General features: G+C 71.8%; 12 protein-coding genes. 6 read left to right on the forward strand and 6 right to left on the reverse strand.

The features are described 5' to 3' along the window. Positions 1-176 precede the first annotated feature (176 nt). Positions 177-662 carry a metallopeptidase family protein gene (locus OG746_RS01490; RefSeq protein ID WP_266718647.1) on the forward strand — a complete coding sequence of 162 codons (486 nt, stop codon included), beginning with the start codon at positions 177-179 and terminating at the stop codon, positions 660-662. 61 nt (positions 663-723) lie between these two features. Here the strand turns inward: OG746_RS01490 and OG746_RS01495 are convergent, their stop codons facing one another. The 3 genes from OG746_RS01495 to OG746_RS01505 all read right to left on the reverse strand — a co-directional run bounded on the left by OG746_RS01495 (position 724) and on the right by OG746_RS01505 (position 6,348). Then, positions 724-2,184 carry a DUF5719 family protein gene (locus OG746_RS01495; protein ID WP_266710938.1) on the reverse strand — a complete coding sequence of 487 codons (1,461 nt, stop codon included), beginning with the start codon at positions 2,182-2,184 and terminating at the stop codon, positions 724-726. Beyond that, positions 2,181-5,870 (reverse strand): glycosyltransferase family 2 protein, encoded by a 3,690-nt coding sequence (locus OG746_RS01500; RefSeq protein WP_266710939.1) that lies wholly within the window; start codon positions 5,868-5,870, stop codon positions 2,181-2,183. The genes OG746_RS01495 and OG746_RS01500 overlap by 4 nt, the downstream gene beginning before the upstream one ends. A gap of 214 nt (positions 5,871-6,084) precedes the next feature. Further along, a complete protein-coding gene (locus tag OG746_RS01505; protein ID WP_127831770.1) occupies positions 6,085-6,348 on the reverse strand; it encodes a WhiB family transcriptional regulator in 264 nt (87 codons plus the stop codon). A 612-nt stretch (positions 6,349-6,960) separates the two neighbouring features. On the opposite strand from OG746_RS01505, the gene OG746_RS01510 reads away from it, so the two are divergent. Genes OG746_RS01510 through OG746_RS01520 form a run of 3 tightly spaced genes read left to right on the forward strand, consistent with a single transcriptional unit; the run spans position 6,961 to position 9,819 of the window. Beyond that, positions 6,961-7,500: a cysteine dioxygenase gene (locus OG746_RS01510; RefSeq protein WP_266710940.1), complete on the forward strand. Its 540-nt coding sequence runs from the start codon at positions 6,961-6,963 to the stop codon at positions 7,498-7,500. Between the two features lie 43 nt (positions 7,501-7,543). Beyond that, positions 7,544-8,515: a 2-phospho-L-lactate transferase gene (gene cofD / locus OG746_RS01515; RefSeq protein WP_266710941.1), complete on the forward strand. Its 972-nt coding sequence runs from the start codon at positions 7,544-7,546 to the stop codon at positions 8,513-8,515. Next, on the forward strand, positions 8,512-9,819 hold the full coding sequence (locus OG746_RS01520) for a coenzyme F420-0:L-glutamate ligase (RefSeq protein ID WP_266710942.1): 1,308 nt from the start codon (positions 8,512-8,514) through the stop codon (positions 9,817-9,819). Before cofD ends, OG746_RS01520 begins: the two co-directional genes overlap by 4 nt. Before the next feature lie 72 nt (positions 9,820-9,891). On the opposite strand, the gene OG746_RS01525 is transcribed toward OG746_RS01520, so the two are convergent. The 3 genes from OG746_RS01525 to OG746_RS01535 all read right to left on the reverse strand — a co-directional run bounded on the left by OG746_RS01525 (position 9,892) and on the right by OG746_RS01535 (position 13,502). Beyond that, on the reverse strand, positions 9,892-10,869 hold the full coding sequence (locus OG746_RS01525; RefSeq protein WP_524540359.1) for a DNA-3-methyladenine glycosylase family protein: 978 nt from the start codon (positions 10,867-10,869) through the stop codon (positions 9,892-9,894). A 193-nt stretch (positions 10,870-11,062) separates the two neighbouring features. Then, the gene (manB, locus tag OG746_RS01530) at positions 11,063-12,145 is read right to left on the reverse strand and encodes a mannose-1-phosphate guanylyltransferase (protein ID WP_266710945.1); all 1,083 of its coding nucleotides are present in this window, start codon (positions 12,143-12,145) and stop codon (positions 11,063-11,065) included. Positions 12,146-12,236: 91 nt separating this feature from the next. After that, on the reverse strand, positions 12,237-13,502 hold the full coding sequence (locus tag OG746_RS01535; RefSeq protein WP_266710947.1) for a peptidoglycan recognition protein family protein: 1,266 nt from the start codon (positions 13,500-13,502) through the stop codon (positions 12,237-12,239). A gap of 518 nt (positions 13,503-14,020) precedes the next feature. Between OG746_RS01535 and OG746_RS01540 the strand changes: the two genes are divergently transcribed. Together OG746_RS01540 and OG746_RS01545 are read left to right on the forward strand one after the other, a co-directional pair. Continuing rightward, positions 14,021-14,776 (forward strand): TIGR03089 family protein, encoded by a 756-nt coding sequence (locus OG746_RS01540; protein ID WP_266710948.1) that lies wholly within the window; start codon positions 14,021-14,023, stop codon positions 14,774-14,776. Positions 14,777-14,902: 126 nt separating this feature from the next. Then, a complete protein-coding gene (locus tag OG746_RS01545; RefSeq protein WP_266710949.1) occupies positions 14,903-16,168 on the forward strand; it encodes an LCP family protein in 1,266 nt (421 codons plus the stop codon). The last annotated feature ends 165 nt before the right edge of the window (positions 16,169-16,333 follow it).

Genomic DNA, 16,333 nt, shown 5'->3' on the forward strand with positions numbered 1-16,333 from the left:
GCAGTTGAAAGCGGTCACCACTCGGGGCATATAGCGCCAATTGCCGCGAGATCATCGATCCGGGAAAGAAGTTGAATCAGCCCCAAGATTGGCTTGATCGGTCAGGAAGCGACATGGAGCGCTCCGGCAGGCGCCGCCCCGCTTCCGGCGCCGCGGAGGACTACGCTGCGTCAGTGATGGAAAGGCCAGTCAACACAGACGACGCGGTTTCGCCGCCCTCCGGGGAACCGTGCCCGCCGCGCCGCCGCGACCGGCACGGCCGGGGCATGCGCGGCCCCGTGGCGCCGCCGCAGGTGCCGCTGTCCGCGAGCCGTGCCGAGGCCTTCTCCGACCTCGTACAGGACTCCGTGGAGCGCCTGGAGCGGCGCTGGCCGCAGCTCGCCGAGGTCGACTTCCTGATTCTGGACGTGCCCCGGCTGACGGCCGAGGACGAGGCGTGGGTCGGCGGCACGGTGCCGCTCGGCGGCACGGTACCCGCGCAGGAGGACACCCCCGCGCGCGTGGTCATCTACCGGCGCCCCGTGGAGATCCGCACCAAGGGGCGCGAGGAGCAGGCGGCGCTCGTGCACGAGGTCGTCGTCGAGCAGGTCGCGGAGGTCCTGGGGCTCACCCCGGAGACCGTGGATCCCCGCTACGGGGACTACGGAGACGGCGAGGACTGACCCCGCCGCCCCGTAGGCAGCCGCCTTCTTTACGTAGGCAGCCGCTTCTTTATGTAGGCAGCTACTTCTGCACCACCGAGAGGTCCTCGTCCGCCTTCGGTACCGACACCATGCCCCGGTCGTCCGGCAGCGTCTGCACCGTGAACGCGGGGACGGATCCCTGCTTCCTCTCCAGCATCCGCGAGCCGTGGACCGGGCCGCCGGACACCGGCTCCACCGTCAGCGCGTAGCTGCCCTTCAGGCCGGACGGGACGGGCGGGGTGACCGACATGGTCGTGCCGCCCTTGACCGTGTACTCCTTCGTGGTCGCCGTGCCGCCCTCGGTGCCCGGGGACGCGGTGACCTTGACCTTGCCGGTCGACTCGGGGGCGGTCAGGGCGAGCGTGGAGCCCTTGGAGCGGTTGTCGGCGACCGTGGCGCGCGCGCCGATGCTCCGCGTGGCCGGGATGAACGCGGTCTCCTGGTCGGCGCCCTTGCCGCGCGTGACGCGCAGGGCGGCCACGACCGGCACGGAGCCCTCGGAGGGCGTCAGGATCAGCGACCCCGCGTCGCCGCGCGTCACCGCGCCGAGGTCGACGGCCGTGGTCATGCCCGACTTCAGGTGCAGCGTGTCGTGCCCGGCGGGCGCGATCTTGCCGCTGGAGGTCGCGAGCCGGACCTTCAGGTCGGCGTCGTCCTGCCCCGGTGCGAAGGCGACCAGGCGCACGTTCTTGGCGTCCTTCGGGATGCCGGGCAGCACGAGGGACGCGGCCGGGTCGGCGACGGCGGGCAGCCAGTCCCCGCCCTGCTTCTCGTCCACGTCCGACAGGGCCGCCCCGACCCGGCCGCTGCGCGCGGTCACGTGCAGCGTGAGGTTCGTGTACGCCTTGTCGGTCAGCGTCGACAGCAGCACGGGGACGCTGGAGTGCGGCCCTACGGTGATGCCCTCGCCGACCTCGGACTTGATGGCCCCTTCGGGGCCGTACATCTGCACGTCCACGACCGCGGCCTCGTCGTCCGGGTTCGTGAGGTGGACGTAGTCGCTGCGGCCCTTGGCGGTGCTGGCGCCGGGGAAGTAGAAGTCCGTGTCGGGCTCCGAGCAGTTCACCCCGAGCAGGCCGCGGCCCGATCCTGCGGTCACGCTGGTCGTCTGCTGGACGGTCCAGCCGGGCGCGAGGGGGCCGTCGGCGGTGCCGGTCAGGGCGGGCGCCTCGGCCCCTGTGGCGTCGCCCGCGACGGGCGTGCCGGGCTTCTTCGGGGTGACGACCGCCTTGCCCTTCTTGCCGCCCTTGGCGGGCATCAGCTCGGCCGTGCCGGAGCCCTCAGTGCCCTTGGTCTCGGGCGTGTACGAGGTGTACGCGGTCTCGGCCAGGTCGGACTGGCTGGGCTCCGGGCACAGCAGGCTGGAGCGCTCGACAGGGAGGCGCGCGGCGGCCGCGTTGCCAGACGTGTCGTCCTCGCCGGGCGTGGTGGCCGCGGCGAAGCCCGTGACGGCGGCCAGGGCGGTCACGGCGGCGATCAGGGACAGGGTCGTGCGGTTCACTGCTGGCTCCCGTCGGGGCGCTCATTGTCGGCGCCGTTGCCGTGGCCGTGCTGCTGCTCGTACGTCGGGTCGTACTGCGGGGGCTGGGGCTGAGGCATCTCGTACCCGCCTCCGTAGGCGTACGGGTCGTACTGGCCCGCCTGGTAGGGGTCGGCCTGCTGGTCGTACCCGTAGGCGCCGCCCTGGTACTGCTGCTCCCCCGCCGCGTACGTGCCGTACTCGGCGCCCGCGTAGCTGGGCTGGTCCCACTCCGCGTAGGTCTGCTGGTGCGGGAAGCCCGCCACCGGGACCTCCTCCGGAGGAGGAGGCATGTCGGCCCCGGGAACCGGCTGGGGCGCCGGCTCCGCCTGTGCCGCCTGCTCCGCCTCGGCCTGGGCGCGCAGTCGGCGGGCCCTTCGGCCGTCGCCCGCGAGGTCCTCCGCGGTCACCACGGGCTCGTCCGGCAGGTCGTCGTCGACGTTCTCGCGCCGGCCCGGCAGGGCGAGCACCACGAGGACGAGGGCGAGCGCGCCCTGCGCCCACAGCCAGGCGACGTGCGTGATCGGCGCGTCGTACGTGACGTCCAACGTGCCGCCCGATGAGGGCAGTTCGAAGCCCTGCGCCCAGCCGTCGACGGTGGTCTTCGTAAGAGGCGTGCCGTCCAGCGTCGCGGTCCAGCCCTCGGCGGACTGGTCGGCGAGGCGCAGGATGCGGCCCTCCTTGCCCTGCGGCACCTTCGTGTGCAGCTCGACGGGGCCCGCCGCGACCGGCACGGCCTCCTCCGCCGTGGAACCGGCGGAGGCGTTCGGTAGGACGACGGCCCGCGCCACCTGCCGGTCGACGCGCCACAGCGCCGTGCCGTCCTGCTGGCTGAGCCGGGTCAGGCCGGGCGTCGCGTCGAGGACGCGGCTCATCTCGCGCGGCGCACCGCCCCGTACGAGGACGTAGCGCACGGCGAAGCCGCCGAGCTGGTCGGCCTGGTCGGCGCCGGAGCCGGCGACCAGGTTGGCGACGACCTTGTCGAGCTTGGCGTTCTCGCCCGCGGCCTCGGTCAGCTCGCCGTCACCGAGACGCACGCCCGAGCCCCGCACCAGCGAGTACGCGACGTCGCCCGTGGAGCCGTCCATGACGAGCGTGCGGGCCTGGTCACGGGTGCCGGCCTCCTCGGCGACGAACGCGGGCACCTGCACCGGGTCGCGCCGCTCGACGGGCCCGTCGGCGCCGCCGATCATCCAGCCCGCGGCGAGCAGCACAGGGCCCGCCGCCGCGGCGAACGCGATGAGCGCGGCCACCGGCTGACGCCAGCCGAAGCTCTGCTCGGCCACGCGCGAGCGCGCGCCGTCGGCGCCGAGCGCGGCAGCGGCCAGGAGCGCGATGCCGTAGACGAGGGTGGCGGGTCCTGCCCACGCCGAACCGTTCGACAGGGCCGCGAAGACGAGTGCCACGACGGCGACGGACCAGGAGGCGACGATCGCGCGGCGGCGCTCGTGGCGCAGCAGGGCGGCCAGCGCCGCGAGGACGATACCGACGAGCAGCAGGCTGCCCGTGGTCCCGGCGCCGCCCGGCGACGCGCCGAGCAGTCCGAGCCCGGTCGCGGAGCCCGCCCCGTACGGGATTCCGGCCTCCTTGAAGAAGCCGAACGGGAGCAGCGAGAGGGACCACGGAGCGAGCATCAGCAGCGGCGTGCCGAGCACGGCCAGAAAACGCAGCCCGTAGGCGGTGATGTCGGAACGCCGCACTACAAGGAGGGCGATGCCGAGGACGAGCGCGATCGGCCACACGATCGGCGTGAAGGCCGTCGTGATCGTGAGCAGCAGCGCGTACGCCCAGGTGGCCCGCCAGCTGCCGCGCCCGCCCTGAGTGTGTGTCAGGCCCGAAGCGGCGAGACCCGCGCGCGCGAGAAGCGGCAGCAGGATCGCAAGGACCGCGGTGCCGATGCGGCCGCCCGCGAGGGCGCCCGTGACGGCGGGCAGGAAGGCGTACGCGACGGCCGCCCACGCGCGCAGCAGGCGCGAGGTGACGAGCGGCCTGGACGCGAAGTACGCGGTGAAACCGGCGAGCGGCACCGAGCCGACGAGCAGCGCGGTGACCGCGAGCCCGGTGGAGCCGAACAGCACGGAGGCGAGGGTGGCGAGCAGCGCGAGATACGGGGGCGCAGCCTGGGTGCCGCCCGTACTGGTGGCGTGCCAGGCGTCGACGTACCGCGCCCACAGCTCGGACGCGTCGGCGGGAGCCGGCAGCAGCGCACCGCCCGCGAGCGCTCCGCCGCCCAACAGCCCTCTACAGGCGATGAGGGAGACGAAGAGCAGCACCACCAGGAGCATCGGTCCGGGGTTGCGGGCGATGCGCTTGAGGCGCGCGAACCGCTCGACCCGGACGAATTCGGCGTCGTCGGGCGACACGAGGCCACCGCCACCGTGCCGGCCCGCCCTGGCGGTCTCCGGGTCGGAGCCTTCGAAGAGGCTCCCCGCCACCTGCTCGACGGTGAGCCGCACCGTCGCGCCCGGCGGCGGGAACAGCGGGCGCAGCTCCTTGGGGTCGACGACGCCGTTGCCGCGCTGCCTACGGGCGGCGAGAATCCGCCCCGGCCGCAGCAGCGTCGCCAGCAGACCGGTGATCTCGTCGAAGGCCTGTCCCGGCACCTTGCCGACGAGGTACGCGAGCGTACGGAGCAGCGTGCCGAACACGAGGCGGAGCAGGGCCCACGGAAGGGCCGCCCCGCGCGCGTTGGCCAGCAGCGTGTAGACGGCGCCCGCCTTGTCGACCTTGTGCGGCGACGTGGCGGTGCGGCCGACACAGTCGACGGTGCGGCGCTCGCGGGAGGCGGCCTCGGCGTGCCGCACGACGGCTTCGGGGGCGACGACGACCCGGTGGCCCGCTGCGTGGGCGCGCCAGCACAGGTCGACGTCGTCACGCATCAGCGGCAGCCTGCGGTCGAAGCCGCCGAGCTGCTCGAAGACATCACGCCGGATCAGCATGCCGGCGGTGGACACGGACAGCACGGGCCGCACATGGTCGTGCTGCCCCTGGTCCTGCTCGCGGCGGTCGAGGCCGGTCCAGCGGCGCCCGGAGTGGGCGATGGAGACGCCGACCTCGAGCAGCTGCCTGCGGTCGTACCAGCCGCGCAGCTTGGGGCCGACGATCGCGACGTCGCTGCCGGCCTCGCGCTCCCTCTCGACGACGCGCAGCATCTGGGCGAGCGCGTCGGGATCGGGCGCACAGTCGTCGTGCAGCAGCCACAGCCACTGCTCGGGTTCGCCGTGCGGCAGGTCCGGCATGTCGTACGCGTCGTCGCGCCAGGAGCGGCTGACGGGATCCCAGCCGCTGGGGCGCTTCAGGTACGGCAGCTCTTCGGGGGTGAGGACGCCCGCGCTGCGCACGGCTTCCTCGACGGCCTGGCCGAAGCCGGTGCGGCGCGCGAGGTGCAGAACGCGGTCGTCACCGATGGCCTGCGCGACGAGCGCGGCGGAGTCGTCGGCGCTGCCGGTGTCGGCCGCCATCGCGTTCTGTACGGGGCGCTCCTGGGAGAGCAGTCCTGTCAGAACGTCGGGCAGCCAGCGCGCTCCGTCGTGCGAGACGACGACGGCGGTGACGACATGCCTGGGGAACTCGGGGGCGCTGCTCGGGTCGACCCCTGCTGCGGGCCCCGGGTTGAACGCGGCGGCGGCAGTACCGAATTGGCCTGCCGAGTGGCTGTGCACGGACATCGAGGTACGGGCCCCGGTTCGTTGGACTGCGGTGGACGCCCGCGCCCGATGGGGACACGGTGGCGTCCGGGACGGGGCCCCACACTAACGGCTGCCAACAACAGCGACCCGCCGCCTGTGGACAACCACTGGCAGCGGGCCGGAAAGCACCGCACATCTCGGGCGACGACGGGAGTTCGAGAACAGGCCCCAGGCCTGATCCGAACGACAGGCCCTAGACAGCGGCCTTCTTCAGTCGGCGGCGCTCGCGCTCGGAGAGGCCGCCCCAGATTCCGAAGCGTTCGTCGTTGGCGAGCGCGTATTCGAGGCACTCGGAGCGGACCTCACACGCGAGGCAGACCTTCTTGGCCTCTCTCGTGGAGCCGCCCTTCTCCGGGAAGAAGGATTCGGGGTCGGTCTGGGCGCACAGCGCGCGCTCCTGCCAGCCGAGTTCTTCTTCCGCGTCCTCGACCAGCAGATCCTGAAACGACTCGGTCATAGTGCGCCCCTCGTCTGTCCGTGCGTCCCCGTGATGTTGCCGTTACCGATTTCGGCTGAACGACACGAGTGAAATTACAAGTGTGCCGATCCGGGGCAGTCAAGCCGAGATCTGCTATTGGGCCCGTTATTCACTCTGCGGAACCAAGGCTATGCGGAAAGTGTTCAAATCGCCAAAAACCATGACACTTGCCCGCGGCTCATGCGGAGCCGGCCGCACTCCATGCAGTCACCCCTCCTTCGATGAACCGCTACAAGGAAGGACGCCGCAAAGATCACTGCCGTTCCGACGTTTGCACGCCTGGTTGCTGCGCCACATGTCCCGAGGCCTCGCTGCACAAACCTTTCGCCTGCCAAGGACACCGGATGAGGTGAACCATATTCCACAATCCGGACATTGGGTTGACAACAAGGGCATGACCCGCTGTCCTGTTGGGCATGCTCGCGATTTCGGCACCCTCGACGACCCGCACCGCCGGGTCCGTTCGCGTTGCCCTCGCGTGTTGTTGCTGTTCCAGCTGTTGAGTCGTTGAGCCTGTCGGCTCCGACCACGCTTCTTCTCATCTCAGTACGGCTCTGTGCACCGCACTCCCTTGAGGAACACCACCACCCCATGAACAGCGACAGCGACCTCCAGATCGCCGGCGACATCCTCGAAGTACCGCACCTGCTGCAGCCCGTCCGGGAGCACCCCGGGACGGTGGCCGAATTCGTCGGTCTCGCGCGCTCCATCGCGGCCGACCGCTCCCAGTGGGAGCACCTCGTCGAGTACGACGCCACGACCCGCTGGTACCACCGCCTGCGCACAGGACCCGGCTACGAGGTGTGGCTCCTGTCGTGGGTGCCGGGCCAGGGCAGCGGGCTGCACGACCACGGCGGGTCCTCCGGCGTACTGACGCTGCTGCAGGGCGAACTGACGGAACGTACGGAAGGGGGCGTGCGGGCACTCGGCACCGGCGCGCAGCGGGTTTTCGCGCCCGGTTACGCCCACGAGGTCGTCAACGACTCCCTGGAACCCGCGGTCAGCCTGCACGTCTACTTCCCCGGCCTGACCCGGATGCCCATGCACCCCCACGCCGCCGACTCCGCCCTGGCAGCGGGGACCCCCTCCCCGACCTGCTCGGTCGCCGAAGGCACCGGCGCCACTGTCTGAGACCGGCCGACGCGTTGTCAGAGGTGCCTGAGATGCTGGGCACATGCGCATTGTGGTTCTGGCAGGCGGCATCGGTGGTGCCCGGTTCCTTCGCGGTCTCAAGCAGGCCGCGCCGGACGGTGCGGCCATCACGGTCATCGGCAACACCGGGGACGACATCCACCTCTTCGGTCTGAAGGTCTGTCCGGACCTCGACACGGTGATGTACACGCTGGGCGGCGGCATCAACGAGGAGCAGGGCTGGGGACGTACGGACGAGGCGTTCACGGTCAAGGAGGAGCTCGCGGCGTACGGGGTCGGACCCAAGTGGTTCGGGCTCGGCGACCGGGACTTCGCGACCCACATCGTCCGTACGCAGATGCTGGCCGCGGGCTACCCGCTCAGCGCGGTCACCGAGGCCCTGTGCGAGCGGTGGCAGCCGGGCGTGCGGCTCCTGCCCATGTCGGACGACCGCGTGGAGACGCACGTGGCGGTCGATGTGGACGGCGAGCGCAAGGCCGTGCACTTCCAGGAGTACTGGGTGAAGCTGCGCGCCTCCGTGGACGCGCAGGCCGTGGTGCCGGTCGGCGCCCAGGAGGCGAAGCCCGCGCCGGGCGTCCTGGAGGCCATCGCCGAGGCCGACGTGATCATCTTCCCGCCGTCGAACCCCGTGGTGAGCGTCGGGACGATCCTGGCGGTCCCCGGGATCCGGGAGGCCATCGCCGAGTCCGACGCCCCCGTCATCGGGCTCTCGCCGATCGTCGGTGACGCCCCGGTGCGCGGCATGGCCGACAAGGTGCTCGCGGCCGTGGGCGTCGAGTCCAGCGCGGCCGCCGTCGCCGAGCACTACGGCGTGGGGCTGCTCGACGGCTGGCTGGTCGACACCGTGGACGAGAAGGCCGTGGAGCGGGTCGAGGCGGCCGGGATCCCGTGCCGGGCCGTGCCGCTGATGATGACGGACCCCGTGGAGGGCACCGCCGCCGCGGAGATGGCGCGCGAGGCGCTGAAGCTCGCGGAGGAGGTGCGGGGCGCGTGACCGGAACCCCGGGCTTTCGCGCGTGGGCCCTCCCCGGCATTCCCGAGGTACGGGAGGGCGACGACATCGCGAAGCTGATCGTCGCCGCCGAGCCGGGGCTCGTCGACGGTGACGTACTGCTCGTCACCTCGAAGATCGTCAGCAAGGCCGAGGGCCGCGTGATGCTGGCCGACGACCGGGAGGCCGCGATCGACGCCGAGACCGTACGGGTCGTGGCGCGGCGCGGCACGCTGCGGATCGTCGAGAACAAGCTGGGGCTCGTGATGGCCGCGGCAGGGGTCGACGCCTCGAACACCCCTGCCGGGACGGTGCTGTTGCTGCCCGAGGATCCGGACACCTCGGCGGCCGCGATCCGGGACGGCGTGCGGGACGCGCTCGGAGTGGACGTCGGGGTCGTCGTCACCGACACCTTCGGCAGGCCGTGGCGGAACGGGCTGACGGATGTCGCCATCGGGGCGGCAGGCGTGCGCGTACTCGACGACCTGCGGGGCGGCACGGACGCGTACGGGAATCCGCTCAGCGCCACCGTGGTGGCCACCGCCGACGAGCTGGCGGCCGCGGGTGACCTCGTGAAGGGGAAGGCCGGCGGTCTCCCGGTCGCCGTGGTGCGCGGGCTCGACGCGGCCGCGGCCGAGGGTGAACAGGGCGGATCCGCAAGGGAGTTGGTGCGGGTCGCACGCGACGACATGTTCCGACTCGGCACGTCGGAGGCGGTACGGGAGGCCGTGACGCAGCGGCGGACCGTGCGGGCGTTCACCGACGAACCGGTCGACCCGGGGGCCGTGCGGCGGGCCGTCGCCGCGGCCGTCACGGCGCCCGCGCCGCATCACACGACGCCGTGGCGGTTCGTGCTCCTGGAGTCGGAGGAGTCGCGGACGCGGCTGCTCGACGCGATGCGGGACGCGTGGGTTGCTGATTTGCGGCGGGACGGGAAGAGCGAGGAGTCGATCGCGAAGCGGGTGCGGCGCGGGGATGTGCTCCGTAACGCGCCCTACCTGGTGGTGCCTTGTCTCGTGATGGACGGGTCGCACACGTACGGGGACGCGCGGCGGGATGCCGCCGAGCGGGAGATGTTCGTGGTGGCCACCGGGGCCGGGGTGCAGAACTTCCTGGTCGCCCTGGCCGGGGAGCGGCTCGGGTCCGCGTGGGTCTCGTCGACCATGTTCTGCCGGGATGTCGTGCGGGACGTGCTCGGGCTGCCTCAGGCGTGGGACCCGATGGGGGCCGTCGCGGTGGGGCATGCGGCGGGGGCGCCGGGGGTGCGGCCGGAGCGGAGCGTCTCCGACTTCGTGGAGGTTCGGTAGGGGCGGTCGGCCGCCCGGACTTCGTGGAGGTTCGGTAGGCCGCCCGGTCGCTGTGGTGGCGGGCGCGTTGGCTCACCACTCCGCGATGTTCACCCTGCGCATCTTGGGTTGCCTGCGCGGTGGTGAGACGCCGCTGAGCATGATCAGGCGGGCCGCCCGGTGGCGCTGGCCCGCGTACGGGGCCAGGAGTTCCAGCATGTCCTCGTCCGTCGCGTCCCTGTTGGCCGCGAGGGCGTAGCCGACGATGCCGGGCAGGTGCAGATCGCCCGTCGTCACCTCGTCCGGGGCGCCGTGCGTGCGCTGGACCGTCTCCGCGGAGGTCCAGGGGCCGATGCCGGGGACCAGTTCCAGACGGGCGCGGGCCGCCGCGGGCTCCATCTGTGCCGCCTCCTCAAGGCGGCGGGCCACCTTTGCGGACCTGATGATCGTCGCGGCGCGCTTGTTGTCCACGCCTGCCTTGTGCCACTCCCAGGACGGGATCAGCGCCCACGTGCGGGGGTCCGGCATCACGCGCATGCGCAGTTCTTCGCCGGCCGGGCCCGGGGCCGGTTCGCCGTACTTGTTCAGGAGCAGGCGCCAGGCGCGGTACGCCTCGTCCGTCGTGACCTTCTGTTCCAGGATCGACGGGATCAGGGACTCGAGGATCAGGCCCGTGCGGGTGAGGCGGAGGCCGGGGCGGCGGCGGGTCGTCTGTGCGACGAGGCGGTGGCGGGGTTCGAAGGCGGTGGGGTCGTCCGACTCACCGAGCAGGTGCGGGAGTTGGGACAGGAACCAGGTGGCGCCCGGTCCCCAGGCGTGTGCCTCGACGGTTGTCGTGTCGGGGTGGTGGGTTACGCGGAGTGTGGCCGGGCCCTCCGGGGTGCGGCTGGCTCTCCACAGGGCGCCGGTCGGCGTGGTGCGGAAGGTGGGGTCGGCCGGGCCGCGGCGCAGGGGGCCGAGGGTGAGGCCGAGGTGGAGGGGGGCTTCGGGGGTGTGGGTGTGCGTGTGAACGGTTGGGGTGGTGGGGGGCGCCGGGGTGGGGGTGGGTACGCGGGTTTCGCCGCCACGCACGGTTGTGCGGGTGGGTGGGGGTTGCGTACGGGGGGCGTATCGGCGGCCGGCCACGGGGTCCTTCGTGTGGGGCGGGTGGGTCTTCGAGGGTAGGGGGTTTTCTTCCCCGACCCGCCCCTTCCCGGAACTGGGGGCTCTGCCCCCCAGACCCCCGCGCCTCAATCGCCGGCGGGGCTTGAAATGCGAAGCAGCCTCACTGGTCCGATGAGAAGCGGATGGAGGCCGGGGGGAGGGTTGTGTTGCACCAGATGCGGGCGCCGGATTGGAGTTCGTTGTCCGCGCCCACGTGGGCGCCGTCGCCTATCACCGCGTCCTTGAGGGTCGTGCGGGCGCCCACGCGGGCGGCGGTGCCGACCAGGGAGTCCGTGATCACCGCACCCGGTTCGATCACCGCGTCGGGCAGGATCGCGGAGCCGGAGATGCGCGCGCCCTCGCCGATCAGCGCACCCTCGCCCACGACCGTGCCCTCGGTGAGCTTCGCGTCCGGGGCCACCCGTGCCGTCGGCAGGATCAGGCGGTCGCCGCGGCGACCGGGGACGGCGGGCGACGGGGCGCGGCCCATGACCAGGTCGGCGGAGCCGCGGACGAAGGCCTGGGGGGTGCCGAGGTCCAGCCAGTAGGTCGAGTCGACCATGCCCTGGAGGTGGGCGCCGGAGGACAGGAGGTCGGGGAACGTCTCGCGTTCCACCGAGACCGGGCGGCCCGTGGGGATCGTGTCGATGACCGAGCGGCGGAAGACGTACGCGCCCGCGTTGATCTGGTCCGTGACGATCTCTTCGGGGGTCTGGGGTTTTTCGAGGAACGCCGTCACCCGGCCCGTGTCGTCCGTGGGGACCAGGCCGTACGCGCGCGGGTCCTCGACGCGGGAGAGGTGGAGGGAGACGTCCGCGCCGGTCGTCTTGTGTTCGTCGACCAGCGCGGCGATGTCGAGGCCCGTGAGGATGTCGCCGTTGAAGATCAGGACCGGGTCGTCGGGGCCCGAGTGCAGGCGCGAGGCGACGTTGCGGATGGCGCCGCCGGTGCCGAGGGGCTCGACCTCGGTGACGTACTCGATGTGCAGGCCGAGGCCGGAGCCGTCACCGAAGTACGGCTCGAAGACCTCGGCCAGGTACGAGGTGGCCAGAACGATGTGGTCGACGCCCGCCGCCTTCGCGCGCGCCAGCTGGTGCGTGAGGAACGGCACACCGGCCGCCGGGACCATCGGTTTCGGGGTGTTCACCGTGAGTGGCCGGAGTCTGGTGCCCTTGCCGCCGACCAGGAGGATCGCTTCTGTCACCTGTCGTCTCTGCTTCCTGCTTGGGCCGGCCGAACTGTCTTTCGGCCGGCCAGTGTATGCAGACCGTGCGAGGCGCCCAGGCCGGCCGGCGTCAGCGACCCTGTAGGTGGGCGGAGCTGGAGCGGGCACTGCCGAGCTTGTTGTAGAGACGGCGTCCCGGACATTCGGTCGCGAAACCGTCCCTGTGACCGGAGATCACCTTGAGTCGTACATTCTTTCCCTTGCGGTAGAGATTGCCACCGCCCGACTTCAGATATGTAGACCCGCGCGGATTCGCGCCGTAGAGCCCGAGCTTCCAGGCCGTGAGACGCGCGATGGCCCTGACGGCCGCGGAGGGCGGGTTGGAGCTGCCGTACGTGCCCAGGACCGCGATGCCCGTGCTGTTGGTGTTGAAGCCGAGGGTGTGTGCGCCCATGACCGGCTTGGCGACGCCACCGGCCCGTCCTTCGTAGATGTTTCCGCACTTGTCCACGAGGAAGTTGTAGCCGATGTCACGCCAGCCACTGCTCTTGACGTGGTAGCGGTAGATACTGCGGATGACTGAAGGGGCTTGCGAGCAGCGGTAGTTGTTGCCGGAAGCACTGTGGTGGACGAAGGCGGCCTTGACGGTTTTGGTGTAGCCGAGTTTGCGTTCCCGGAGTTTCTCGTTGGCGCCCCAGCCCTTGCGCGTGATGATGCGCGGGCGCGGGCCGATGAACGGGCGGGACTCGGCCGCGGCCGGCTTGCCGCCGCGGGCCTCGATCAGTTCGTCCTCCGTCTGCTTCTTGTCGAGGGCGGGGATGACGCCGGCGTTGGCCCCTTCGGCGCGGGAGCCCTGCGGGGGCTCCTCGCCGGGGTCGACGAGTTCGAGGCGCAGGCCCTTGGGGAGGGGGGACGGCTGCGCGGCGCGCTCGGGCTCGTCCGACTTCACGCGGACTTCCACGCCGTCGCTGTCGCCGACCCAGAGCGGGGCGGTCGAGCCGTGCAGGCTGCCCGCGGCGCGTTCCGGGGTGTCCAGGTCGGGGGCGTCGTCGTTGTGGGTCTCCACGTCCTGCCAGGTGGACCAGCGGGTGGTGTCCGTGGTCCGCGTACGCACTTGTACGTGGCCGTCGAGGTGGGCGTCCGGGTCGTCCCAGACGACGCCGACGAGGGAGAAGGGGCGCACGTCGCGGCGTGCGAGCCCCTGTTCTTGCGGGGCGCCGGCGGCGCGTGTCGAGGTGCTGCCGGGCGACGATTCGAGGGGCAGGGACTGGGTGCTGCCGGGGACCGCTTCGCGCGTCGGGGACGGCGCGGCGTGCGAGGCCGTGGGCAGAGTGAGCGGGAGGGCCAGGGCCGCCGCGCAGGTGACACCGATCGATGAAGCCAGAAATCCACGCATGCGCACGATCGTGTGCGGATCCTTGGGCATCGGCCATTGGGGAGGGTCATACGGGTGTTGGGCGAAGGCCCGTTGCGCAGCGCCGAGGGGAGGCTGTGCCGGGGTCGGCGCCGTGGGTTTCGTTGCGCGGCGCCGGGGTGCCGCCTTGCCCACCCTGCCGCCCAAGGCGGCAGATTGCCCAAGGCGGGGCGGCGTCGGCCGTCTCGGGTGGGGAGCCGGGGCGGCGGCAGATTGCCCGAGGCGGGGGCGACGTCGACCGCAACGGGTGGGGAGCCGGGCCGGCGGCAGATTGCCCAAGGCGGGGCGGCGTCGGCCGCAACGGGTGGGGAGCCGGGGCGGCGGCAGATTGCCCAAGGCGGGGCGGCGTCGGCCGTCTCGGGTGGGGAGCCGGGGCGGCGGCAGATTGCCCAAGGCGGGGGGCGACGTCGACCGCAACGGGTGGGGAGCCGGGGCGGCGGCGGATTGTCCAAGGCGGGGTAGGCCGGGTCGGGTCGGGGGTGGTGCGTAGGGTGGTTTGTGTGAATGTTGCTGCTCGTACTCCCGCCGCTCTGCTTCAGGCCGCTCTCGTCGCCGATCCGGGGCGGCCGCTCGTCACCTTCTATGACGACGCGACCGGGGAGCGCGTGGAGTTGTCCGTGGCCACGCTCGCGAACTGGGTGTCCAAGACCGCCAATCTGCTGCAGGGCGACCTGAACGCCGAACCCGGCGACCGACTCGCCCTGTTGCTGCCCGCCCACTGGCAGTCCGCGGTGTGGCTGCTGGCCTGCTCGTCCGTCGGCGTCGTCGCCGATGTGGGCGGGGACCCGGCCGGCGCCGATCTCGTCGTGAGCGGGCCCGACACGCTCGACGTCGCTCGCGCCTGCTCCGGGGAGCGGATCGCGCTCGCGCTGCGGCCGCTCGGCGGGCGGTTCCCGCAGCCGCCCGAGGGCTTCCTCGACTACGCCGTCGAAGTACCGGGGCAGGGCGACCGGTTCGCCCCCTTCGCACCCGTCGACGCGGACGAGCCCGCGCTCGTCGTGGCCGGCGCCGAGTTGACGGGCGCCGAGGTCGTCGAGAAGGCCGCCGCCGACGCCACCGGGCTCGGCCTGACCGGGCCCGGTTCGCGGCTGCTGTCCGGTCTTGCGTACGACACCTGGCAGGGGCTCGCCGCGGGTCTCTACGCGCCGCTGGCCACCGGCGGCTCCGTCGTGCTGTGCCGCAACCTCGACCGGCTCGACGAAGAGGCCCTCGCCAAGCGGGTGGAGAGCGAGCGGGTCACCGCGACCGCCCGCTGAGCCAATAAGCCCGCTGACCTCGTAGGGAAGCACAGCTAGTCCGTTCGGCTCAGCTCCCCCGGCCCGTTCGCGCGGTGGGGTCCATGGTCGTAGGTACGCCTACGTTTCCATGAGGGGGACCTGTACGTGACCGACTCCGCTGCCACGCCCCCGGACCCCGGGCCGGCCCACGGCTCCTCGCCCACCGGCGCGGGGCGCGCGCGGCGGCGCGGGAGATGGCTGCGGTACTCGGCGATCTGCGCGGCCTTCCTGGTGCTCGTCGCCGGCGGCGTCGGCTGGATCGCGTACGACAGGCTCAACGGGAACATCACCGAGGACACGGACACCGCCGCCGAGCTCGCGCGCTACGAGAAGGAACGGCCCACCGTGCTGGCCGAGGGCGCGCAGAACCTGCTGCTCATCGGCTCCGACTCGCGGGCGGGCAAGAACGGGAAGTACGGCCGCAACGACGGCACCCAGCGCTCCGACACCACGATCCTGTTGCACGTCGCGGCGGACCGGAAGAGCGCGACGGCCGTCTCGTTCCCGCGCGATCTGATGACCGAGGTGCCGACCTGCCGGCAGCGGGACGGCTCCCGGCACGACGAGATGTTCGCGATGTTCAACTACGCCTTCGAGGTGGGCGGTTCGGCCTGCACGATCCGTACGGTCGAGAAGATGACGGGAGTCCGGGTCGACCACCACATGGTCGTGGACTTCGACGGGTTCAAGGACATGGTGAACGCCGTCGGCGGCGTCACGGTGTGCCTGGACCGGCCGATCGACGACGACGACGCGCATGTGCGGCTGGCCGCGGGCACCCACCATCTGAACGGCGAGCAGGCCCTGGGCTACGTACGCGCCCGCAAGAGCCTCGGCAACGGCAGCGACACCGACCGGATGGACCGTCAGCAGCGGTTCCTCGGCGCGCTCGTCGCGAAGGTGCAGAGCAACGGCGTGCTGCTGAACCCGACCCGGCTCTACCCCGTGCTCAACGCCGCCACTTCCTCGCTGACCACCGACCCCGGACTCGCCAGCCTGCGCGGCCTCTACGACCTGGTGCGCGGCATGCGCGGCATTCCCGCCGATCGCGTCCGGTTCCTGACGGTGCCCCGCGAGTCGTACGAGTACAACGCCAATCGGGACCAGCTCGTGCAGCCCGCGGCCGAGCGGTTGTTCACGCAGCTGCGCAAGGACACGCCCGTGAAGGTGGCCGAACAGTCGTCCCCGGCCGAGGAGTACGGCGCTCAGGACGAATACGGCACAGACGGCGAATCAGGCGGATACTCCGACGGATACGACGGATACGACGAGTACGACGAATACGGCAGCTACGGCAGCGTCGGGAAACCCGGCGCCTCTGCCGCCCCCACCTTTCGTGGCAACACGGCCGGACAGGCCTCCTGCGGCTGAGAACGGACGTCCGGACGGCGCCTCAACGGCCCCTGGGTAAAGCGGAAGTCATCAACCGACTCACAGGTTCAAAGATATGGTCCGTATTGCCCAGTTGTATGGGAGTGGAATTTGTCACCGTCCTCGCTTGACGCTGAACTGGGCGGATAGTGTGAGCGATCCGGT

It is taken from the genome of Streptomyces sp. NBC_01016 (assembly GCF_026341035.1).
Classification (GTDB): domain Bacteria; phylum Actinomycetota; class Actinomycetes; order Streptomycetales; family Streptomycetaceae; genus Streptomyces.

Excerpts from the sequence above, each read along its gene's own strand:
- OG746_RS01490 (WP_266718647.1), top strand. The coding sequence starts at position 177 with ATGGAAAGGCCAGTCAACACAGACGACGCGGTTTCGCCGCCCTCCGGG.
- OG746_RS01500 (WP_266710939.1), bottom strand. The coding sequence starts at position 5,870 with ATGTCCGTGCACAGCCACTCGGCAGGCCAATTCGGTACTGCCGCCGCC.
- OG746_RS01505 (WP_127831770.1), bottom strand. The coding sequence starts at position 6,348 with ATGACCGAGTCGTTTCAGGATCTGCTGGTCGAGGACGCGGAAGAAGAA.
- OG746_RS01510 (WP_266710940.1), top strand. The coding sequence starts at position 6,961 with ATGAACAGCGACAGCGACCTCCAGATCGCCGGCGACATCCTCGAAGTA.
- cofD (WP_266710941.1), top strand. The coding sequence starts at position 7,544 with ATGCGCATTGTGGTTCTGGCAGGCGGCATCGGTGGTGCCCGGTTCCTT.
- OG746_RS01535 (WP_266710947.1), bottom strand. The coding sequence starts at position 13,502 with ATGCGTGGATTTCTGGCTTCATCGATCGGTGTCACCTGCGCGGCGGCC.